Annotated in this window: 16 protein-coding genes; 4 read left to right on the top strand and 12 right to left on the bottom strand. The window is 73.3% G+C overall.

From position 1 onward, the window contains the following. Positions 1 to 86 precede the first annotated feature (86 nt). Both ACZ7MF_RS08465 and ACZ7MF_RS08460 read left to right on the top strand, forming a co-directional pair. A complete protein-coding gene (locus tag ACZ7MF_RS08465) occupies positions 87 to 581 on the top strand; it encodes an NUDIX domain-containing protein (protein ID WP_471475307.1) in 495 nt (164 codons plus the stop codon). A gap of 40 nt (positions 582 to 621) precedes the next feature. Further along, positions 622 to 1,347, top strand: a complete 726-nt coding sequence (locus tag ACZ7MF_RS08460; RefSeq protein WP_471475306.1) for a Sir2 family NAD-dependent protein deacetylase — start codon at positions 622 to 624, stop codon at positions 1,345 to 1,347. A gap of 55 nt (positions 1,348 to 1,402) precedes the next feature. Here the strand turns inward: ACZ7MF_RS08460 and ACZ7MF_RS08455 are convergent, their stop codons facing one another. From ACZ7MF_RS08455 to ACZ7MF_RS08440, 4 genes are all read right to left on the bottom strand, one after another. Further along, on the bottom strand, positions 1,403 to 2,272 hold the full coding sequence (locus ACZ7MF_RS08455; protein ID WP_471475304.1) for an LLM class flavin-dependent oxidoreductase: 870 nt from the start codon (positions 2,270 to 2,272) through the stop codon (positions 1,403 to 1,405). Positions 2,273 to 2,455: 183 nt separating this feature from the next. After that, positions 2,456 to 2,950 (bottom strand): methylated-DNA--[protein]-cysteine S-methyltransferase, encoded by a 495-nt coding sequence (locus ACZ7MF_RS08450; protein ID WP_471475303.1) that lies wholly within the window; start codon positions 2,948 to 2,950, stop codon positions 2,456 to 2,458. A gap of 47 nt (positions 2,951 to 2,997) precedes the next feature. After that, the gene (locus tag ACZ7MF_RS08445; RefSeq protein WP_471475302.1) at positions 2,998 to 4,482 is read right to left on the bottom strand and encodes an AlkA N-terminal domain-containing protein; all 1,485 of its coding nucleotides are present in this window, start codon (positions 4,480 to 4,482) and stop codon (positions 2,998 to 3,000) included. 79 nt (positions 4,483 to 4,561) lie between these two features. Continuing rightward, positions 4,562 to 6,463 carry a heavy metal translocating P-type ATPase gene (locus ACZ7MF_RS08440; protein ID WP_471475301.1) on the bottom strand — a complete coding sequence of 634 codons (1,902 nt, stop codon included), beginning with the start codon at positions 6,461 to 6,463 and terminating at the stop codon, positions 4,562 to 4,564. Positions 6,464 to 6,567: 104 nt separating this feature from the next. Here ACZ7MF_RS08440 and ACZ7MF_RS08435 point away from each other — a divergent pair, with 104 nt between their 5' ends. After that, the gene (locus tag ACZ7MF_RS08435) at positions 6,568 to 6,930 is read left to right on the top strand and encodes an ArsR/SmtB family transcription factor (protein WP_164243803.1); all 363 of its coding nucleotides are present in this window, start codon (positions 6,568 to 6,570) and stop codon (positions 6,928 to 6,930) included. A gap of 26 nt (positions 6,931 to 6,956) precedes the next feature. On the opposite strand, the gene ACZ7MF_RS08430 is transcribed toward ACZ7MF_RS08435, so the two are convergent. Continuing rightward, positions 6,957 to 10,880, bottom strand: a complete 3,924-nt coding sequence (locus ACZ7MF_RS08430) for a glycoside hydrolase family 2 TIM barrel-domain containing protein (protein ID WP_471475299.1) — start codon at positions 10,878 to 10,880, stop codon at positions 6,957 to 6,959. A gap of 282 nt (positions 10,881 to 11,162) precedes the next feature. On the opposite strand from ACZ7MF_RS08430, the gene ACZ7MF_RS08425 reads away from it, so the two are divergent. Beyond that, positions 11,163 to 12,557, top strand: a complete 1,395-nt coding sequence (locus ACZ7MF_RS08425; RefSeq protein ID WP_471475298.1) for a ricin-type beta-trefoil lectin domain protein — start codon at positions 11,163 to 11,165, stop codon at positions 12,555 to 12,557. Between the two features lie 22 nt (positions 12,558 to 12,579). On the opposite strand, the gene ACZ7MF_RS08420 is transcribed toward ACZ7MF_RS08425, so the two are convergent. The 7 genes from ACZ7MF_RS08420 to ACZ7MF_RS08390 all read right to left on the bottom strand — a co-directional run bounded on the left by ACZ7MF_RS08420 (position 12,580) and on the right by ACZ7MF_RS08390 (position 19,830). Then, complete coding sequence (locus tag ACZ7MF_RS08420) at positions 12,580 to 13,248, bottom strand: ABC transporter ATP-binding protein (protein WP_471475297.1); 669 nt, start codon at positions 13,246 to 13,248, stop codon at positions 12,580 to 12,582. Beyond that, the gene (locus ACZ7MF_RS08415; RefSeq protein WP_471475296.1) at positions 13,241 to 14,257 is read right to left on the bottom strand and encodes an oligopeptide/dipeptide ABC transporter ATP-binding protein; all 1,017 of its coding nucleotides are present in this window, start codon (positions 14,255 to 14,257) and stop codon (positions 13,241 to 13,243) included. The genes ACZ7MF_RS08420 and ACZ7MF_RS08415 overlap by 8 nt, the downstream gene beginning before the upstream one ends. Next, positions 14,254 to 15,159, bottom strand: a complete 906-nt coding sequence (locus tag ACZ7MF_RS08410) for an ABC transporter permease (RefSeq protein ID WP_471475295.1) — start codon at positions 15,157 to 15,159, stop codon at positions 14,254 to 14,256. Before ACZ7MF_RS08410 ends, ACZ7MF_RS08415 begins: the two co-directional genes overlap by 4 nt. Positions 15,160 to 15,164: 5 nt before the next feature. After that, positions 15,165 to 16,133: an ABC transporter permease gene (locus ACZ7MF_RS08405; protein ID WP_471477196.1), complete on the bottom strand. Its 969-nt coding sequence runs from the start codon at positions 16,131 to 16,133 to the stop codon at positions 15,165 to 15,167. A 32-nt stretch (positions 16,134 to 16,165) separates the two neighbouring features. Next, the gene (locus ACZ7MF_RS08400) at positions 16,166 to 17,791 is read right to left on the bottom strand and encodes an ABC transporter substrate-binding protein (protein ID WP_471475293.1); all 1,626 of its coding nucleotides are present in this window, start codon (positions 17,789 to 17,791) and stop codon (positions 16,166 to 16,168) included. 123 nt (positions 17,792 to 17,914) lie between these two features. After that, positions 17,915 to 18,424, bottom strand: coding sequence for an O-acetyl-ADP-ribose deacetylase (locus tag ACZ7MF_RS08395; protein WP_471475292.1), 510 nt, complete (start codon positions 18,422 to 18,424; stop codon positions 17,915 to 17,917). Beyond that, positions 18,421 to 19,830: a phytoene desaturase family protein gene (locus tag ACZ7MF_RS08390; protein WP_471475291.1), complete on the bottom strand. Its 1,410-nt coding sequence runs from the start codon at positions 19,828 to 19,830 to the stop codon at positions 18,421 to 18,423. The genes ACZ7MF_RS08395 and ACZ7MF_RS08390 overlap by 4 nt, the downstream gene beginning before the upstream one ends. Positions 19,831 to 19,933 lie beyond the last annotated feature (103 nt).

Raw genomic sequence — 19,933 nt, 5'->3', positions numbered from 1 at the left:
TGCCCTGCCCACACCGTGGAACCTGCCGTGCACCCGCCCCGGGAGTGCGCCGGGCCCGGGGCCGGGCCGCTCGTTAGGCTTCCGGGATGACCACTGCTGACTACGCCACCTACATCGCCGGTCTGCCCCGCGTCCTCGCCGGTGCCGCCGCGGTCTTCCGGGACGCCGCGGGGCGCGTGCTGCTCGTCGAGCCCAACTACCGCGAGGGGTGGGCGCTGCCGGGCGGGACCATCGAGTCCGACGACGGAGAGACCCCGCGGCGGGGCGCGTGGCGGGAGACCCTGGAGGAGATCGGCCTCGACGTGCGGATCGGCCGGCTGCTGGCGGTGGACTGGTCGGTCGGGGCGGGCAGGCCGCCGATCGTGGCCTACATGTACGACGGCGGGGTCCTGTCGGAGGACGACCTCAAGAGGATCCGGCTGCAGGAGGAGGAGCTGCTGTCCTGGCGGCTGGTGCCGCGCGAGGAACTCGGCGACCATCTGCTCGGTTCCCTGCACGGCCGGGTGCTGGCCGCGCTGGACGTACTGGCGGACGGCTCCGGCACGGCCGAACTGGTCGACGGCGTACGGGTCGACCGATAACCCTTCGCCGACGGCACCCCGGCGCCCTACCCTCGACCGCATGACCGGTCAGCCTCTCGTCGCCATCCTCAGCGGTGCCGGCGTCTCCACCGACTCCGGCATTCCCGACTACCGCGGTCCGAACGGGCTGTGGCGGCGCGACCCGGAGGCCGAGAAGCTCGTCACGTACGAGTACTACATGGGCGATCCGGAGATCAGGCGGCGCTCCTGGCTGATGCGGCGCGACACCGCGGCGCTGCACGCCGAGCCGAACGCGGCGCACCGCGCGGTGGCCGACCTGGAGCGGCGCGGGGTACCGGTCCGGGTGATCACGCAGAACGTGGACGGACTGCACCAGCTCGCCGGGGTCTCCGCCCGCAAGGTCCTCGAACTGCACGGCACCGCGCGCGCCTACGTGTGCACCGGCTGCGGGGCCCGGGGGCCGATGGCGGACGCGCTGGCCCGGATCGAGGCCGGTGAGGCCGACCCGCCGTGTCTGGAGTGCGGCGGCATTCTGAAGTCGGCGACCGTGATGTTCGGCGAGCGCCTCGACCCGGTGGTGCTGGGCGAGGCGGTCGCGATCAGCAAGGCGTGCCAGGTGTTCGTCGCGGTCGGCACCAGTCTCCAGGTGGAGCCCGCCGCCGGACTGGCCGGCGTCGCCGTCGAGCACGGGGCCCGGCTGGTCGTCGTGAACGCCGAGCCGACGCCCTACGACGAGCTGGCCGACGAGGTGGTCCGGGAGCCGATCGGCTCAGCCCTGCCCGAGCTGCTGCACGGGCTGGGCTGAGGCTGGGCCGGGCCGCGGCGGCGGCGGCGGCGGTCGACCGGAAGCCTGAGGCCCGTCAGAACAGGGCGTCGGCGAGGCGGTCGACCTGGTCGGGGTCGGAGGACCAGCAGTAGAGCACGACCTCGTCGGCGCCGATGTCCCGGAAGGCGTCGACGGCGGCGCGGATCTCCCGCGCGGTGGTGAGCAGGCCCTTGGTCATGTACTCGGCGCGCCCGGTGAAGGCGTAGTAGTCGCGGAGGTTCTGCCGGGCCCGCTCCACCGTGTCGTCGGGGCCGAGCGCGACGCTCGCCTGGGCGACCAGGCGCGGCCGGCCCGGGCGGTCGTGCTTCCGCCAGACCTCCTCGACCTGGCGGAACAGGCCGCTCATGTGCGCGGCGGGCAGCGCGGCGCCGAGGAAGCCGTCGCCGAACCGGCCGACCCGTTCCAGGGCGGCCGGGGCGAAGCCGCCGAACAGCACACGCGGTCCGCCGGGCGTGGCGGGGCGGGGTCCGATGGGGCCGATGTCCCGGCCGTAGGGCCCGCCGTCCCAGGTGCGGCGCAGCAGGGTCATCTGCTCGTCGAGGCGGCGGCCCCGGCGGTGGAGGTCGATGCCGGCGGCGAGGCAGTCGTCGGCCCGCCCGCCGACTCCGATGCCGAGGGTGAAGCGGCCGCCCGACAGCCGGTCGAGGGTCGCGGTCTGCTTGGCGAGCAGCGCGGTGTTGTGGACGGGGGCGATCAGCACCTCGGTCTGCAGACGGATGCGGGAGGTGGCGCCGGCGAGGGTCGCGAGGGTGACCAGGGGCTCGGGGTTGTCGTAGACGAGCCGGTCGAGCAGGCCGAGGGTGCTGAAGGGGAGCGCGTCGGCGCGCCGTGCCCAGGTCAGCAGCAGGGCGGGGTCGTCGACGGGCAGGCCGAGGCCGATGTGCGGGCGGTGCGTGGAATGCATGGGTGCGGTCCTCCGGAGGGCATGCCGAAACAGTGGCGCCGCCCCTCCGTGGTCCCGGGCTGCTGTGCGCGGGCCTGCTCCCCATCTGCGGCATCGTTCGGGAGAGCGTGGTCTTCAGAGTCCGGTGAGCGTAACGGGCCCCGCGGCGGGCGGGCAACGCGTTTTCGCCCGGAGCCCGCGAGGCTAGAACAGGGCCTCCGGTCCCGCCGACCCGCGTTCGAAGTCCAGCAGCCGCTGCTTGCGCTCCAGGCCGCCGCCGTAGCCGGTGAGGCCGCCGCTCGCGCCGATGACGCGGTGGCAGGGGACGATGATGCCGATCGGGTTGCGGCCGTTGGCGAGGCCCACGGCGCGGGAGGCGGCCGGGTTGCCGAGGGCGGCGGCGAGTTCGCCGTAGGTGCGGGTCTCGCCGTACGGGATCTTCCGGAGCTGGGCCCAGACCGTGCGCTGGAACGGGGTGCCGTTCAGCCGCAGGCCGAGGGTGAAGTCCTTCAGTTCGCCGGTGAAGTAGGCCTCCAGCTGCTCCTCGGTCTCGGCGAAGGGGCGTTCGTCGCGTGCGCCGAAGGTCTCCTCCGCCGGGCGGTGGCGCTGGTCGGTCATGTAGAGGCCGCACAGGGCGCCGTCCTCGGCGACGAGGGTGAGTGCGCCGTAGGGGCTGTCGATCACGGTGTGCTGTTTCACGGCTTTGCTCCGGCTCCTCGGGCGGGCTTGATCGGGCTCGAACGGGCTCATACGGGCAGGAAGTTGATCGGGTGGTCGTCGGTCGCCCACAGGTACTGGACGGCGTACGCCCGCCAGGGCCGCCAGGCCGCCGCGCGGGCGGTGAGCGCGGCCGGGGTGGAGGGCAGGCCCAGTTCGGCGGCGGCGCGGCGGATGCCGAGGTCGGTGGGGAGGAAGGCGTCGGGGTCGCCGAGGGCGCGCATGGCGATGACGTCGGCGGTCCAGGGGCCGAAGCCGGGGAGGGCGAGGAGCCGGGCGCGGGTCTCGGCCCAGTCGCTCTCGACGCCCGGGTTGACGGAGCCGTCGGCCAGGTGGGCGACCAGGGTGGTGAAGGTGGTCCGGCGGGTTCTGGGCATCGCCAGGGTCTCCGGGTCCACCGCCGCCAGCGCCCCGGTCGACGGGAAGAGGTGGGTGAGGCCGCCCTCGGGGTCGTCCACCGGGTCGCCGTGGGCGGTGACCAGGCGGGCGGCGTGGGTGCGGGCGGCGGCGGTGGAGACCTGCTGGCCGAGCACGGCCCGTACCGCGAACTCCGCCTCGTCCACCGTGCGGGGGACGCGCCGGCCGGGGGCCTTGTCGACGAGCGGCGCGAGCAGCGGGTCGGCGCGCAGCTGGTCGTCGATCGCCGTCGGGTCGGCGTCCAGGTCGAGCAGGCGCCGGCAGCGGCTGATGGCGACGGTCAGGTCGCGCAGATCGCTGAGGGTGAGGCGGCAGGCGATGTGGTCGGGGTTCGGGGTGAGGGCCACGATGCCGTGACCGTACGGGAGGCGCAGGGTGCGCCGGTACGCGCCGTCCCGCCACTCCTCCACGCCGGGTACGGCGGTGGCGGCGAGGTGACCGAAGAGGTTGTCGGGGTTGAGCGGGGTGCGGAAGGGGAGACGGAGGGACAGGGCTCCGGGGGCGGTGGGGGCGGTGCGGTTCCTGGGGGCGCGGGTGCGCAGTTCGCTCGGGGAGAGGGCGTAGACCTCGCGGACCGTGTCGTTGAAGGCGCGGATGGAGGCGAAACCGGCCGCGAAGGCGATGTCCGCCATGGGCAGCGGGGTGGTCTCGATCAGCAGCCGTGCGGTCTGGGCGCGCTGTGCGCGGGCGAGCGCGAGGGGGCCCGCGCCCAGTTCGGCCAGGAGCTGGCGTTCCACCTGGCGGGTGCTGTAGCCGAGGCGGGCCGCGAGGCCGGGCACGCCCTCGCGGTCCACGACGCCGTCGGCGATCAGGCGCATGGCGCGGGCCGTGAGGTCGGCGCGCAGGTTCCACTCGGGCGAGCCGGGGCTGGTGTCCGGGCGGCAGCGCTTGCACGCCCGGAACCCGGCCTGCTGGCAGGCCGCCGCGCTCGGGTAGAAGGTCATGTTCTCGGGCTTGGGCGGCACCACGGGGCAACTGGGCCGGCAGTAGATGCGGGTCGTCAGGACGGCCGTGAAGAACCAGCCGTCGAACCGCGCGTCCTTCGACCGGACGGCGCGCACGCAGCGCTCGGTGTCGGTGTGCATTCCCGTCTGCATGCGTCCAGGATGGTGCACCGGCCGGTCCGGGGCTGGCGGGAATCCGACATGGACGTGACGCGTGCTGGGGCTCCGCGGATCACTCCGGGCGCCATGCCGACTCGCGCAGCAGCCGCAGGCCGTTCAGGCCGACCAGCACGGTCGAGCCCTCGTGGCCCGCGACACCGAGCGGCAGCGGGAGGTGGCCGATCAGGTCCCACAGGACGAGGACGGTGATGAAGACCCCGGCGACGGCCAGGTTCTGGACGACCAGGCCGCGGGCCCGCCGGGAAAGGTCCACGACGGCGGGTACGGCCGTCAGCTCGTCGCGCACGACCACCGCGTCGGCGGTCTCCAGGGCCAGGTCGGAACCGGCCCGGCCCATGGCGACCCCGGCGTGTGCGGCGGCCAGTGCGGGGGCGTCGTTGACGCCGTCGCCGACGAAGAGCACCCGGCGGCCGCTCCGCTCCTGTTCCCGTACGGCCTCGACCTTGCCCTCGGGCAGCAGTCCGGCGCGGACGTCGGTGATGCCGGTCGCGTCGGCCACGCGGGCGGCGGCGGCCGCGTGGTCGCCGGTGAGCAGGGTGGGGGCGGTGCCGGTGAGGGCGGTGAGCCGGGCGGTGGCCCGGGCGGCGTCGGCGCGCAGGCGGTCGGTGAGGGCGAGGGTGCCCAGGAGGGTGCCGTCGCGGGTGACGCGGACGGTGGTCTCGGCGCCGTCGGGGGTGTCCGCGCGGCCGACGTGCACCGTGCGGCCGTCGATCACGGCCGTCACGCCGCGGCCGGGAGCCGCCGTGAAGTCGTCGGCGGACGCGATGTGCAGTCCCCGGGCGCGGGCGGCGGCCACGATCGCGCGGGCCAGGGGGTGTTCGCTGGGGTGCTCGGCCGCGGCGGCGAGGGCGAGGAGGGCGTCCTCGTCGACGTCGCCACCGGCCAAGGGAGTGACCGCGGTCACTTCGGGAGTGCCCTCGGTGAGGGTGCCGGTCTTGTCGAGGGCGGCGGTGTCGATCTCGCCGAGGCGTTCCATGGCGATCGCCGACTTGACCAGGACGCCGTGCCGGCCGGCGTTGGCGATGGCGGAGAGCAGCGGCGGCATCGTCGCCAGGACGACCGCGCACGGGGAGGCGACGATCATGAAGGTCATGGCGCGCAGCAGGGCGTCCGTGAGGTCGGCACCGAGGGCGAGGGGGATGCCGAAGACCGCGAGGGTGGCGACGACGACGCCGACCGAGTAGCGCTGTTCGATCTTCTCGATGAACAGCTGGGTCGGCGCCTTGGTGCGGGACGCCTCCTCGACCAGGGTGACGATCCTGGCGATGACGGAGTCGGCCGGGTCGCGTCCGACGCGGACGCGCAGGGCCCCGGTGCCGTTGAGGGTGCCGGCGAAGACGTCGTCGCCGGTGCGTTTGAGGACGGGCAGGGACTCGCCGGTGATGGTGGCCTGGTCGACCTCTCCGGTGCCCTCGACGACCGTGCCGTCGGCGCCGATCCGTTCTCCCGGCCGGACCAGGACCAGGTCGCCGACGGCGAGGTCGGCGGCCGGGACGGTCTCCTCGCCGCCTTCTCGCAGCCGGGTCGCGGTGGTGGGCGCGAGGTCGAGCAGGCCGCGCACGGAGTCGGCGGTGCGGGCGGTGGCCAGGGCCTCCAGGGCGCCGGAGGTGGCGAAGATGACGATCAGCAGGGCGCCGTCGAGGACCTGCCCGATGGCCGCCGCGCCGAGCGCCGCGACGATCATCAGCAGGTCGACGTCCAGGGTCTTCTCGCGCAGCGCCCGCAGCCCTTCGAGCGCGGGCTCCCAGCCGCCGGCGGCGTACGCGACCGCGTACAGCGGGCCGTACGTCCAGGCGGGTGCGGAGCCGAGGTCGAGGGGCAGGGCCGCGAGGAAGGCGACGAGGGAGACGAGCGCCCAGCGGGCCTCGGGCAGGGCGAGGACGCGGGTGCGGCGGCGGGGCGGCGCCGCGGCTGCGGGCGCGCTCCGCGGAGCTGGGGCGAGGGTGGTGGACACGCGTCACACCATACAGGAACACATGAAGACTCATTCATTCGTTCATTAATTCATCCGTTCATGTGTCTCGGGGAATCCTCCAGGGGGGTGCGTAAGATGACCGCATGGGTCACGGAGCCGCCACCACCGCGCAGGACGCCGCCGAGCGGGTGCGCCTGGACGCGGACAACGTCGCGAAGGTCGCCACGACCCTCCAGGCCCTGTCCACCCCGTCCCGGCTGCTGATCCTCGCCCGGCTGCGCGAAGGGCCGCTGCCCGCCACCGAGTTGGCGGCGGAGGTCGGCATGGAGCAGTCGGCCTGCTCGCACCAGCTGCGGCTGCTGCGCAACCTCGGTCTGGTGGTCGGCGAGCGCAAGGGCCGTTCGGTGGTGTACGCCCTGCACGACGACCATGTCGCCGGGCTGCTCGACCAGGCCGTCTACCACGTGGAGCACCTGCGGCTGGGGATCAGCGACGCCGCCGGCTGACGGCGCCGCTCCCCCGCTCCCTGCCGCTACTCCGTCGCCGTCGGCCGCCGTGAGGCGCGCGTCGCGTCACGCACGTCGGTGAGCGGGCGCAGCCGGTAGGTGTAGGCGTAGTCCCGGTCGGCGAAGAGCTTGAACTCGTCGTGGGTGTGCGCGCCCCAGCTGTTGTCGCCGCCGACGCCCATCTGCCGGTGGTTCAGGCGCAGGACGACCTCGTCCCTCGGGGTGAGCTGGTAGTCGTGCCGCACGCCGGCCGACAGGTCCTCCGGCGTGAAGTACGACGCGTTGGCCTCCAGCAGGGGTTCTCCGGAGGCGAGCAGGCCCACGCCGTGGCGGTCGGTGAGGGCGATCCAGCGGACGTCGGTCTTGTTCCCGTTCTCCTGCGGGCGGATGTACGGCGTCCACTGCTCGGCGACGGTCCCGGAGTAGAGGCCGACGTCCGTGCCGTCGTTGCGGTCCCAGTGGTTCTCCTCGGGGCCGCGGCCGTACCAGTGCACGCGGTCCAGGCCGCGCGGCAGGAACAGCATCGTGCCGACCTCGGGGATGTAGGGCAGGTTCGCGGCGCCGGGGTGCAGCGTGTTGTCGACCTTGATCTCGCCGTTGCCGAACACGGTGTAGGTGGTGCTGTATGCGGACTCCACCGACGTGGGCAGCGTGCCGGTGACCTTGATCTCGACGGCCCGGTCGCCGAGCGCGCGCACCGCGACGTCGGTGACCTTGCGGCCGGCGCCCGCGTCGCGCCAGGTCTGGTTGCGGGTGTGCTGGCCGTTGCCCTTGTCGTTGTCGGTGGGCGCGCGCCAGAAGCCCGGCACGGGACCGGAGGTGATCAGCCGGGTGCCCCTCGCCTCGTAGGAGGTGATGGTGCCGGTGCTCTTGTCGACGGTGACCGAGAAGCCCTTGCCGGTGATCCGGACGTCCTGGGCGCGGTCCTCGTGGCGCAGGGCCGGGACGCCCGCCAGGCGGGCCGGGGTGACGGCGGGGGCGTCGGTCCCGACGGGTAGCTGCTGCCGGGCCACCTCGAAGCCCGCCTTCGCCCAGGGGGTGGACTCCTTGGTGGTGAAGGAGAGTTGGAGGAAGTACTCGGCGCCCGGGTCGGGGCGGCCCGACAGCCGGACGGGGACGGTGATGTCCTTGCTGGAGCGCGGTGCCACGTCCAGTTGGTCCCGGGTCAGCTTCCCGCGCCGTACGACCTCGCCGTCGGCGACGAGTTCCCACTGGCCGTCGAATTCGCGGAGGCGGGTGAAGAGGTACTCGTTGGTGAGGGTGACGGCACCGGGGCCGCCGCCGGGGGTGCGGGTGGCGTTGATCGCCTGGTAGATGCGCTTGACCTCGGCGGCCTTGCCGGTGTGTCCGCGGTCGGCGGTGACGATGCCGTCCGCGACGAAGGCGCCGTCGTTGGGGTTGTCGCCCCAGTCGCCGCCGTAGGCGAGGAACGTCTTGTCCCGGGGCCGCCGCGTCGAGGTCTTCACCGTGGCGGCGTCGAACCAGAACCGCACGCCGTCGTCGCCGGGACCGCGGCTCTCGGAGGCCAGTTCGGCGGCGCCGAGGGCGCGGGCGTAGACGCGCGCGCGGCGGACGGTGCCGCTGAACTCCCGTACCTGGTTGTCGGCGTCGGTGGCGAGGGCGAGGGGCGCCGTGTTGCTGCTGGGGCGCCGGTCGGTGGTGCGGGTGGCCCGTTCGACGCCGTCGACGTAGAGGGTCAGGGTCCCGGCGTCCGCGTCGAAGACACCCGCGAGGTGGTGCTCGCGGCCGGTCCAGTCGTCCGGCACGGTCCAGTTCGCGGTGATCCACTGGCCGTCGGAGTGGATGAAGAACTCCAGGGTCCGGCCGTTCTGCTTGAGCGCGTACTGGGTGTCGCCCTTGGCGAGGATCGGCTGGTGGTAGCCCGTCACGTGCGGGGTGACCCAGGCCTCCAGGGTCAGTGAGCCGGTGAGGTCGAGGCTGTCGTCGCGCTCGAAGACGGTGATGCCGGACAGGCCCTTGTCGCGGTCGAGGGTGCCGCGGGTGGCGAGGATCTCGCCGCGCAGCCCGGCGGGCCCGGCCTCGGTGAGCAGGGTGCGGGCGGGGACGGGCGTGTAGAGGGACTGGTCGACGAAGTCCCAGATCCAGCCGCCCTGGAGGACGTCGTACCGGCGGACGATGTCCCAGTACTTCTTGAAGTTGCCGGTGGAGTTCCCCATCGAGTGGGCGTACTCGATCATGACGTACGGCCGGGTGTCGGCGGTGTCCCTGGCGCGCTGTTCGACGCGCTGCGGGCTGTCGTACATCTCCGAGCGGATGTCGCTGACGCCGGGGCGGTCGTCGCCCTCGTACTGGATGACGCGGGTGTCGTCGTAGGAGCGGATCCAGTCGTGCATGGCGGTGAAGGTGGAGCCGCCGCCCGCCTCGTTGCCCAGCGACCAGACGACGACCGAGGCGTGGTTCTTGTCGCGGTGCACCATGTTCTGGGCGCGGGCCACGCAGGCGGCGGTCCAGTCGGGGTGGTCGCCGGGGTACTCGTCGCGGATGCCGTGGGTCTCCAGGTTGGTCTCGTCGACGAGGTAGAGGCCGTACTCGTCGGCCAGTTCCAGCCAGTACGGGTTGTTGGGGTAGTGCGAGGTGCGGACGCTGTTGATGTTCATCCGCTTGATGATCCTGATGTCCTCGACCATGTCCTCGCGGGTGAGCGCGGTGCCGCGGGAGGGGTGCATCTCGTGGCGGTTGGTGCCGCGGAAGGACACCGGCTCGCCGTTGATCCGCATCAGCCCGTCCTTGAGCGCGAACTCGCGGAAGCCCACCCGGTGCGACAGCGTCTCCGTCACCTTGCCCGCCGGGTCCCTGAGGCGCAGTACGGCCGTGTAGAGGTTCGGGTGCTCGGCCGACCAGAGCCGGGGCTTCGGCACGGCCTTCGCGGCCCGCACGGTGACGTCCTCGCCCGCGCGGGCCCCGCCGACGTCGACGGGCTGCTGCAACGGCCGGGACCAGACGACGTGCCCGCGCGCGTCGTACAGCTGGGTCTCGACGGTGTAGCGGCCGGTGCCGCCCTCGCCGTACGCCCGCACACTCGCGGTGACGGCCAGTTCGGCGCCGGTGTAGGTGGCGTCGAGCGGGGTGTCCAGCTTGAAGTCGCGCAGGTGCACGGCCGGGGTGGAGTAGAGGTGGACCGAGCGGAAGATGCCGCTCAGCCGGATCATGTCCTGGTCCTCCATCCAGTCGCCGTCGGAGTAGCGGTAGACCTCGACGGCGATCTGGTTGGTGCCCGGCTTGAGGAGGTCGGTGACGTCGTACTCGGAGGGTGTGTAGGAGTCCTCGTCGTAGCCGGCCAGTTCGCCGTTGATCCAGACGTAGTGCGCGGACTTGACGCCCTCGAAGTGGAGGAAGGTGCGGCGGCCCTTCCAGTCCCGGGGGACGGTGAAGGTGCGCCGGTACTGGCCGACCGGGTTGTAGCGGGTCGGCGCGGCGGGCGGCTGCGGATCCTCGCCGAGGCCGTTGGGGCCCCAGTACGGGTAGGTGATGTTCAGGTAGATGGGGAAGTCGTGGCCGTGCAGCTGCCACACGGAGGGCACCGGGATGGTCTCCCAGTCGCCGTCGTCCACGTCGGTGCGGTGGAAGTCGGCGTCCCGGTCCTCGGGGCGGTCGGCGTAGGCGAACTTCCAGGTGCCGTCCAGGCTCAGCCGGTAGGGCGAGCGGGCGCGGTCACCGTCGATGGCCTGCTCGACGTCCTCGTACGGCGTGAGTGTGGCGTGCGGCGGTTGGGTGCCGAGCCGGAAGACGCCGAAGTCGTTCCACTCCGGGGACTCGTCGGCCGCCGCCCGTCGCACCGCCGCCTGGGCCGTGAGGGGCGACGCGGACAGCGTGAGGGCGCCGAGGACGGCGGCACCGCCCTCCAGGAGACGGCGGCGGCTGACGACCGGGCGGGGTCGGCTGGGCTGGGGGGCCGGGGATTCGGCGGGTGACACGGGCGAGTGCGGCATGACCGTGGCCTTCCGTGGGCTTCGGGGGCGGCTCAACGCACGGTGCTGTGAGAGCAGTTGCCGTGGTGGTGGAACACAACTGCCGGTGACGCGGCGACTACTGAGTCACGGGTCACCCTAGAACCCGAACACAACCGAATCAATTACCCCGTCGGAGTTTGTTTGTTCCTGGTGGACATGGGGGTCTTCGGGGCGGCCGGTCACTTGACCTGGGCCGTCGGGGCACCCAGGTCTGCCCCTGGGGCTCCTGACGGTGACCGGATCAGCGCGTAACGTCCCCCTGTGAGCCTGTGGACTTCCCTGGAGCCCGCGTCCGCGACCGTGGACCCCGGCAGTAGTACGCGCGTACGCCTGCGGGTGCGTAACACCGGAGACGTGGTGGACGAGTACCGGTTCGAGCCGGTCGGGGACATGGCGCCCTGGACGACGGTCGAGCCGCAGACGCTGCGCCTGTATCCGGGCACGACCGGCACCGTGGAGCTGACCTTCGCCCCGCCGCGCACGCCGGACGCGGTGGCGGGCCCCCATCCGTACGCGGTGCGGATCACGCCGACGGAGCACCCGGACGCGGTGACCGTCCCGGAGGGCAACCTGACGATCACGGCGTTCTCCGAGGTGCGGGCGGAGTTGGTGCCGCACACGGTGAAGGGGCGGTTCCGTGGTCGGCCGCGGCTGGCGGTGGACAACCTCGGCAACACGAAGGTGACGGCGTCGGTCACCGGCAGCGACACCGGCGACCACCTCTCGTACGAGATCCGGCCCTCGAACGTGCAGATCGAGCCGGGGCGTGCGGCGTTCGTCGAGACGACGCTCAAGCCGCGGCAGATCACCTGGTTCGGGGCGAAGCAGGAACGGCCGTACAAGCTGGCGGTGCGCCGGTCGGGGGTGGATCCGACCGATGTCGAGGGGACCTACGTCCAGCGCGGCTTCCTGCCCCGCTGGCTGGCGACGTTCCTGGGCATCGCGGTGGCGCTGGCCCTTGCCTTCGTGATGATCTGGATCGCCTACAAGCCGCAGGTCCGCACCAGTGCCACCGAGCAGACCCAGCAGGCGGGTGCCGCGCTCGCGCCCAGTCCCAGCGCCACCCCGGAGCTGCTGCCCAGCACCGCCGGGTCCGCGCCGGCCGAGCAGCCGCAGGCGCAGCAGCCGGCCACCCGGGAGCCGAAGGACGACGGCGCAGGCGGTGGCGGAGGGGCGCCGGCTCCCGAGAAGCGCGAGCAGCCCGAGAAGGAGACGTCGGGCGGGGGCGGCGGCGACGAGAAGCCGGAGGCCGAGGCGCCGGAGCCCGTCGCCCCCGGCACGACCATCTACGGCCACGCCTCGAACCGCTGCATCGAGGTGGCGGGCCACAAGTGGCGGGACGGTGCGCCGTTGCAGATCGCGGACTGCACCGGCAAGAACTGGCAGAAGTGGGACTTCCGTCCCGACGGCACGATCCGCTCGTTGGGCCTGTGCATGGACGCGACCTGGGGCGGCACGGCCAACGGCACGGTGGTCCAGGTGGCGGTGTGCAGCGGCAACCCGGCACAGCAGTTCATCCTGGCCGGCCCCCGGGACCTGGTCAACGTGCAGGCCAACAAGTGCGTGGACGTCGTCGACGAGAAGACGGGCAACGGCGCCAGGCTCCAGCTCTGGGAGTGCAGCGGCCGCGACAACCAGAAGTGGAGCACGCGCTGACGGACCCGGGGAGGGGAGCGGGTCAGCGCTCTGCCCGGGAACCCAGGGACGCCCACTCGACGGTGCGGTCGCACCAGCGGCCGAGGAGGACCCGGTCGTGGCCGACGGCCAGCAGACCCGCGCCGGTCGCGGCCCGGTAGTCCTCCACGACCCGCACCAGGGCGGCCGTGGTCGAGGCGTCGAGCATCGCCGTCATCTCGTCGCACACCAGCCAGCGCGGGCGCAGCACCAGGGCGCGAGCCAGACAGGCGCGCTGCAACTGGCCGTCGCTGACCTCGTGCGGGCGCCGGGTCAGCAGGTCGGCGGTCAGGCCCACGGTCGCGGACAGGTCCGCGACACGGTCGGCGGCGCCCTCCCGGCGGCCGGTGGCGCGCAGCGGCTCGGCGATCAGGTCGGCCAGCGGCAGCCGGGGGTCCGCGGAGAGCCGGGCCTGCTGGAAGACGACGCCGAAGGCGGTGCGCTGTTCCCGGGGAGCGCGGTGCCGCCAGCGCCGTACGGGGGTGCCGTCGAGGTGCAGCGCTCCGGCGTCGGGTTGGTGCAGCAGGGCCGCGACGCGGGCGAGGGTGGACTTGCCGCAGCCGCTGGGGCCGAGCAGGCCGACCGCCTCTCCCGGCGCGACGGACAGGGACACGTCCCGGAACACGGGAGTGTTCCTGGCGTATCCGGCGGTGACGGTGCGCAGTTCAAGCACGGTCGGCGGCCTCCGTGAGCTTGGCGTGCGGGTGGTGGCAGGCCACCGTGTGGCGCAGCGGGGGCAGGTCGGCACAGGCGTCGGTGGCCCGGTCGCAGCGGGCGGCGAAGGCGCAGCCGCCCGGGAGGGCGCCGAGTTCGGGCGGCAGGCCGGGGATGGGGGTGAAGGCCCGGTCGGGCAGCGCGTCGAGCAGGCCGCGGCTGTAGGGGTGGCGTGGGCCGGGGGTGCCGAAGAAGGCGCCGGCGTCGGCGAGTTCGACGATGCGCCCGGCGTACATCACGGCGATGCGGTCGGCGATGCGTGCGGCGGCGGCCAGGTCGTGGGTGATCATCAGCAGGGCGCGGCCCTCGGTGTCGCGCCGGGCGCCCTTGCCTTCGACGTTGTCGACGTTGTCGACATGTCGCCGCAGTTCGTCCACGGTGCGGTCCACCAGGTCCCGGTCGAGCCCGGTGGTCGGCTCGTCGGCGAGCAGCAGCGGGGCGTCGCCGACCAGGGCGAGGGCGGTGGCGGCGCGCTGGGCGAGGCCGCCGGAGAGTTCGTGCGGATGGTGGTCGAGGTGGTCCGCGGGGAACGCGGCGCGCTCGGCGGCGGTCTCCGCGGCCTCGCGCAGGGCCGTGCGTCCGCCGCGGACGCCGGTGAGTTCCGCGACGGTCTCCTCCAGTTGCGAGCGGACGGTGCGGACCGGGGTGAGGTGGGCGGCGGGGCTCTGCGGGACCAGGCCGATCAGCCGTCCCCGCACCGTGCGGGCGAAGGTCCGCTCGTCCGCGGCGAGCAGGTCCAGGTCGCCGAGGAGCGCGCGGCCCGCGGTCTGCGCGTTGCCGGGCAGCAGGCCGAGCAGGGCGGAGGCGAGGACGGACTTGCCGCAGCCGCTCTCGCCGATCAGGGCCAGGCACTCGCCGGGCGCCACGTCGAAGTGGGCGTCGGTGACGGCGGCGACCCGGCGCCCGCCCGGCATCAGGAACCGCACCGACAGTCCGCGCACCGACAGCACGGGGGCTCGCCCGGTCACAGCATCAGCTCCGATCGGCGGCGGGGGTTGATCCGCTCCCGCCAGGCGCCGGCGAGCCCGGCGACGGCGAGGGTGGGCACGATGATGAACAGGCCGGGGAAGAGGGTGGGCCACCACTGCCCGGCCAGCAGTGAACCCCGCGCCTCCTGGATCAGGTTGCCGAGGCTCGCGGTGTGGGTGGGCAGTCCGAGGCCGAGGAAGGACAGCGCCGACTCGTGCCACATGGCGTGCGGCACCATCAGTACGGCGGCCAGCGCGGCCTGCGGCAGCACGCCCGGCAGCAGGTGCCGCACGGTCACCCGCCACCGGGACGCGCCGCCGGAGACGGCCGCGTCGATGTGGGGACGGGCGCGCAGGGACAGCACCTCGGCGCGGACGATGCGCGCGGTGGACAGCCAGTGGGTGAGCGCGACGGAGGCCACCACCGGCCAGACGCCCGGCCGGAACATCGCGACGATGAAGATGCCCATCAGCAGGTGGGGCACGGAGGAGAGGGCGTCGACGACCCGCATGACGCCCCGGTCGACCCAGCCGCCGAGGGCACCGGCGGTGGCGCCCACGGCGGTGCCGACGACCGTCGCGGTCAGTGCCGCCGCCACCCCGACGAGCAGCGAGACGCGCAGGCCGTACACGCAGCGCAGCAGCAGGTCGCGGCCGACGTCGTCGGTGCCGAACGGGTGCTGGAGACCGGGGGGTTGCAGTTTGGCGGCCAGGTCGACGGCCTGCTGGTCGAGTTGCACCAGCGGCGGCACGAGCAGCACGGCGAGCACGGTCACGGTCAGCAGCACGGCGGAGGTGCGCAGGCGCAGGGTGCGGGTGGAGCGGCGGTCGCCGCCGCGGGAGCGCCAGGCCGGGCCGTCGGGCTCCGGGCGGTGTGTCTTGTCGGCCGTGATCTCAGCCATGCACATCACATCTCACTGAGCTTCACCCTCGGGTCGAACAGTCCGTAGAGCAGGTCGGCCAGCAGGTTGCCGGCGAGTACGGCGGCGGTGGCGAGGACGGTCAGGGCGGCGAGCAGCGGAAAGTCGACGGCGGTGGCGGCCTCGACGGTGGCCGCGGCGATGCCCGGCCAACTGAAGACGCTCTCCACCAGCAGGGCGCCGGTGATGAGTTCGGGTACGCGGGAGCCGATCAGGGTCAGCACGGGCAGCAGCCCCGAGCGCAGCGCGTGTCCGACCAGGACGGTGCCCTCCCCCAGTCCGCGGGCCCGGGCGCCGCGCACCGGGTCCTCCGCGAGCGCGTCGCCGACGCCCTGGCGCACGTAGAGGGTGAACCAGGGCAGTTGGGAGACGGCGAGCACACCGGCGGGCAGCACGATGTGGCCCGCGACCTGTCCCGGGGTGACCTGTTCGCTGGCGGTGTCGGTCAGACCGCCGGCGGGCAGCACGTCCCACTGGAGGGCGAACAGCCACACGGCGAGCAGCGCGATCCAGAAGACCGGCGCCGCCTCCAGGGTGTACGCGAGGGAGGTGACCGCCCGGTCGAGCACCGAGCCGGGCCGGCGGGCGGCCAGCACGCCGAGGAGCGTGCCCAGGGTGACGGCGACGGCGAAGGCGACGGCGCACAACAGCGCGGACCAGACGAGCCGTTCACCGATGACCTGCGTCACCGGCTGCCGCAGCACGCTGGAGTGGCCGAGGTCGCCGGTGAGCGCGGAGGTCAGCCAGTGCCACCAGCGGACCACGAAGGACTCGTCCACCCCGAGGTTCTCGCGCAGCCGGTCCAGGGTCTCCTGGTCGGCGCCGAGCGCGGCGGTGCCGGCGTACGCCTTGACGGGGTCGAAGGGTGAGGCGGCGGCGATGGCGAACACGCCGAAGGTGACGACGAGGACGACGGGCACGGCGAACAGCGCCCGCCGCCCCGCCAGCCGTGCCATCGCGCCCCAGGGCAGCCGTCGGGCCGAGCGGATCACCTCTTCGGCTGCCAGTCCTCGATGTTCCACCAGGGCCCGCTGGCGAAGCCGTGCTCGTGCGGCTCCAGTTGGGTGGTCAGCCCGTCCCAGCGGTCGGCGAGGACGTAGAGGTGGTCGATGTGGGTGAGGAAGGTGTATCCGGGGTCCGCCACGAGCGCCTTCTGGATCTTCTCGTAGGCGGCGGCGCGTACCTTCGGGTCCTGGCTGCGGCGCCCGGCGTCGAGCGCCTCGTCGACCGTCTTGTTGTCGTAGCCGGCCATGTTGTTGAAGCCGTCGTTCGCGAGCGAGGAGTGCAGCAGGGTGTAGAGGCCGAAGTCGGGGTCGCCGACGCTGCCGAAGCCCGCGAGGACCGCGTCGGTCTTCATCCGCGGCTCGATGACCTCCGAGGTGGCGCCCTCGACCTTCACCTCGATGCCGGCCTTCTTGGCGTCGGAGGCGTAGGCGAGCGCGTGGTCCTGGCGGACCTTGTCGCCGGAGGGGTAGTAGAGGGTGAAGGACGCGCGCCGGCCGTCCTTGGCGCGGATGCCGCCGGAGCCGGGCTGCCACCCGGCCTCGTCCAGGATCCGCCCGGCCTCGGCGGGGTCGTGCGGGCGCTCGATGCCCCGCTCGTACCAGGCGTCGTCGACGGGCAGCGGCCCATACGCCGGCCGGCCCGCGCCGTCGAGGATCTTGTCGACCATGGCCTGCCGGTCCACTGCGGCGTCCAGGGCCCTGCGGATCGCACGGTCGCCGGTGACCCGGCCGGCCGTGGGCAGCGTGACGGCCCGGAAGTCGTAGGACCTGGCCCGGTACGTGCGCCTGCCGTCGTCCTTCTCGAAGGTGGCGGCGAGGTTGGGCGGCAGGACGGCGCCGTCGAGGTCGCCGGAGCGCAGCCGGGTGGCGCGTACGTTGTCGTCGGCGATGACGGCCATGGTGAACGACTTCACCGCGGGCTGCTCGCCCCAGTAGTGCGGGTTGGCCTTGAAGCCGAGCTTCTCGCCCTTGCTCCAACTGGTGAGCACATACGGTCCGGTGCCGACCGGCTCGGTGTTGAAGTCGCCGGTGTTGGGGTCCTGCTTCCCCGCGACGTGCTCGGGCACGATGGGCAGGACGGTGCGGGCGGCGAAGGGTGCGTAGGGGTACTTGAGGGTGAAGACGACGGTGTCGTCCCCGCTCGCGCGGACGTCCTCGACGGCGTCGAGTTCGCTGCGGGCGGTGTTGTTGGTCTTCTCGTCGAGGACGGTGCGGTACGTGTAGACGACGTCCTCGGCCGTCAACGCTTCGCCGTCGCTGAACCTCACGCCCTCGCGCAGGGTGTACGTGTACGTCCGGCCGTCGTCGGTGACCTTCGGCAGCGCGGTGGCGAGGGCGGGCTTCAGCTCCAGGTCGGTGTCGCGGGCGAGCAGCCCGTCGAAGATCTTGGAGTTTCCGTCCTTGCCGTATCCGAGCAGCGGGCTGAGGGTGTCCGGTTCCGAGGCCACGCCTATCACGACGGATTCGGCCGCCTCGGCGTCGCCGTCCCCTCCCCCGCCCGGCGCGGAGCAGGCGGTCGCACCGGCGGCGAACGCCACCGCGACGGCGGCACTCCGTATCGGAAGGTTCCGGTCGGTCCGACGGGTCCAACGGGTCCGACGGGCTGTCATGTCTCCCCCACGCTTGTTGTTGATGCGTGGCTATTGCACATCACTCGCAATAAAGCGTCAAGCCAGGTGGGGAGGGGCCGGCGAAACGGGGATGGCCGGGACCGGCCGGGGCACCGGCGGCGCTCAGCCCACCCGCGCCGCGAACGCCTCGTACGCGCGGGCGTCGAAGAGGACGAAGCGGACCTCGACCACCGATGTCCCGGTGGTCGCCACCGTCTCGACGGCGATGCGGGCCGCGTCGTCCATCGGCCAGCGGTAGACGCCGGTGGAGATGGCGGGGAAAGCCACCGTACGGGCACCCAACTCGTCGGCGGTGCGCAGGGATTCGCGGTAGCAGGAGGCGAGGAGGCCGGAGCGGTCCTCGGTGGCCGACCAGACCGGGCCGACCGTGTGGATCACCCAGCGTGCGTCCAGGTCGCCCGCGGTGGTGGCGACCGCCCGGCCGGTGGGCAGGCCCTTGCCGAGGTGGCCCGCGCGGAGCGTGCGGCACTCCGCCAGGATCGCGGGGCCGCCGCGCCGGTGGATGGCGCCGTCGACGCCGCCTCCGCCGAGGAGGGAGGAGTTGGCGGCGTTGACGATCGCGTCGGCGCTCTCGCGGCTGATGTCGCCCTGGACGAGGGTGATGTCGGTCATGTCTGCCTCAGCCTGCGCCAGACGGCCTTCGCCGCGTTGTGGCCCGACATGCCGTGGACACCGGGGCCGGGCGGGGTGGCCGACGAGCAGATGAACACGGCCGGGTGCGGGGTCGAGTACGGGAACAGGGAGATCTTGGGGCGCAGGAGCAGTTGCAGGCCGGAGACCGCGCCGGAGGAGATGTCGCCGCCGACGTAGTTGGCGTTGCGGGCGGCGAGTTCGGGCGGTCCCGCGGTGGCTCGGGCGAGGACGCGGTCGCGGAAGCCGGGGGCGAAGCGCTCCAGTTGGCGTTCCATGGCGTCGGTGAGGTCGCCGCTCCAGCCGTTGGGGACGTGGCCGTAGGCCCAGAAGACGTGCTTGCCGGCCGGGGCGCGGGTCGGGTCGGCGACGCTGGGCTGCACGGTGATCAGGAACGGCCGCTCGGGTGCGCGGTCCGTGCCGGAGGCGGCGTGCAGGGCGGCGCCGATCTCCGTGCTGTCGGCGCCGATCTGCACGGTGCCCGCGCTGCGGGGCTCCTCGGCCGTCCACGGGACGGGGCCGTCCAGCGCGTAGTCGATCTTGAAGACGCCGGGGCCGTAACGGTAGTTCGCGTAGTGGCTGCCGAGACCGGCGATGCGGGCCAGGGCCGTGGGCGAGGTGTCGAAGACGTAGGCCCGCGCGGGCGGCAGGTCGTCCAGGCGTTTGACCTCGTAGTCCGTGTGGACGGCACCGCCGAGATCCTGGAGGTACGCGGTGAGGGCGTCGGAGATGGACTGGGAGCCGCCGCGGGCCACGGGCCAGCCGCGGGCGTGCGCGGCCAGGGCGAAGACCAGGCCTATGGCGCCGGTGGCGAAGCCGCCGAGCGGGGCCATGACGTGCGCGACGAGCCCGGCGAAGAGGGTCTTGGCCTTCTCGTCGCGGAAGCGGCGCATCAGCCACGTCGACGGGGGCAGACCGACCAGACCGAACCGGGCCAGGGTGACCGGGTCGCGGGGCAGCGCGGTCAGCGGCAGGGACATGAAGTCCCGGGCCAGCGTGTCCCACCTGGGCAGGAAGCGCTCGACCAGCCTGCGGTACGGACCGGCGTCACGCGCTCCGAAGGAGGCGGCGGTCTCGCCGACCGAGCGGGACAGCACGGCGGCCGAGCCGTCGAGGAAGGGGTGCGCCATGGGCAGCCCGGGGTGCAGCCACTGAAGGCCGTACCGCTCCAGGGGCAGGTCGCGGAAGGCGGGCGAGTTGATACCGAGCGGGTGCGCGGCCGAGCACGGGTCGTGCCGGAAGCCGGGCAGGGTCAGCTCCTCCGTGCGCGCGCCGCCGCCCACGGTGCCCCGCGCCTCGAACACGGCGACCGAGAAGCCGCGGCGGGCCAGCTCCACGGCGGCGGTCAGTCCGTTCGGCCCCGCACCCACTACGACCGCATCGAGCATCGACGGCACCTTCGGACCCCTTCGTCAGCCGATGGCCACTGGGGATCAGGATATGCCCGGGGTCCGACAGCGCACGGTCGCGGGTGGGCCGGGCCGCACGCCG

It is taken from the genome of Streptomyces sp. NPDC111628 (assembly GCF_055635195.1).
This window is presented reverse-complemented; position numbering and strand designations above follow the sequence as displayed.

Excerpts from the sequence above, each read along its gene's own strand:
- ACZ7MF_RS08435 (WP_164243803.1), top strand. The coding sequence starts at position 6,568 with ATGGGTCACGGAGCCGCCACCACCGCGCAGGACGCCGCCGAGCGGGTG.
- ACZ7MF_RS08390 (WP_471475291.1), bottom strand. The coding sequence starts at position 19,830 with ATGCTCGATGCGGTCGTAGTGGGTGCGGGGCCGAACGGACTGACCGCC.
- ACZ7MF_RS08460 (WP_471475306.1), top strand. The coding sequence starts at position 622 with ATGACCGGTCAGCCTCTCGTCGCCATCCTCAGCGGTGCCGGCGTCTCC.
- ACZ7MF_RS08400 (WP_471475293.1), bottom strand. The coding sequence starts at position 17,791 with ATGACAGCCCGTCGGACCCGTTGGACCCGTCGGACCGACCGGAACCTT.
- ACZ7MF_RS08430 (WP_471475299.1), bottom strand. The coding sequence starts at position 10,880 with ATGCCGCACTCGCCCGTGTCACCCGCCGAATCCCCGGCCCCCCAGCCC.
- ACZ7MF_RS08395 (WP_471475292.1), bottom strand. The coding sequence starts at position 18,424 with ATGACCGACATCACCCTCGTCCAGGGCGACATCAGCCGCGAGAGCGCC.
- ACZ7MF_RS08445 (WP_471475302.1), bottom strand. The coding sequence starts at position 4,482 with ATGCAGACGGGAATGCACACCGACACCGAGCGCTGCGTGCGCGCCGTC.
- ACZ7MF_RS08405 (WP_471477196.1), bottom strand. The coding sequence starts at position 16,133 with ATGGCACGGCTGGCGGGGCGGCGGGCGCTGTTCGCCGTGCCCGTCGTC.
- ACZ7MF_RS08465 (WP_471475307.1), top strand. The coding sequence starts at position 87 with ATGACCACTGCTGACTACGCCACCTACATCGCCGGTCTGCCCCGCGTC.
- ACZ7MF_RS08455 (WP_471475304.1), bottom strand. The coding sequence starts at position 2,272 with ATGCATTCCACGCACCGCCCGCACATCGGCCTCGGCCTGCCCGTCGAC.
- ACZ7MF_RS08410 (WP_471475295.1), bottom strand. The coding sequence starts at position 15,159 with ATGGCTGAGATCACGGCCGACAAGACACACCGCCCGGAGCCCGACGGC.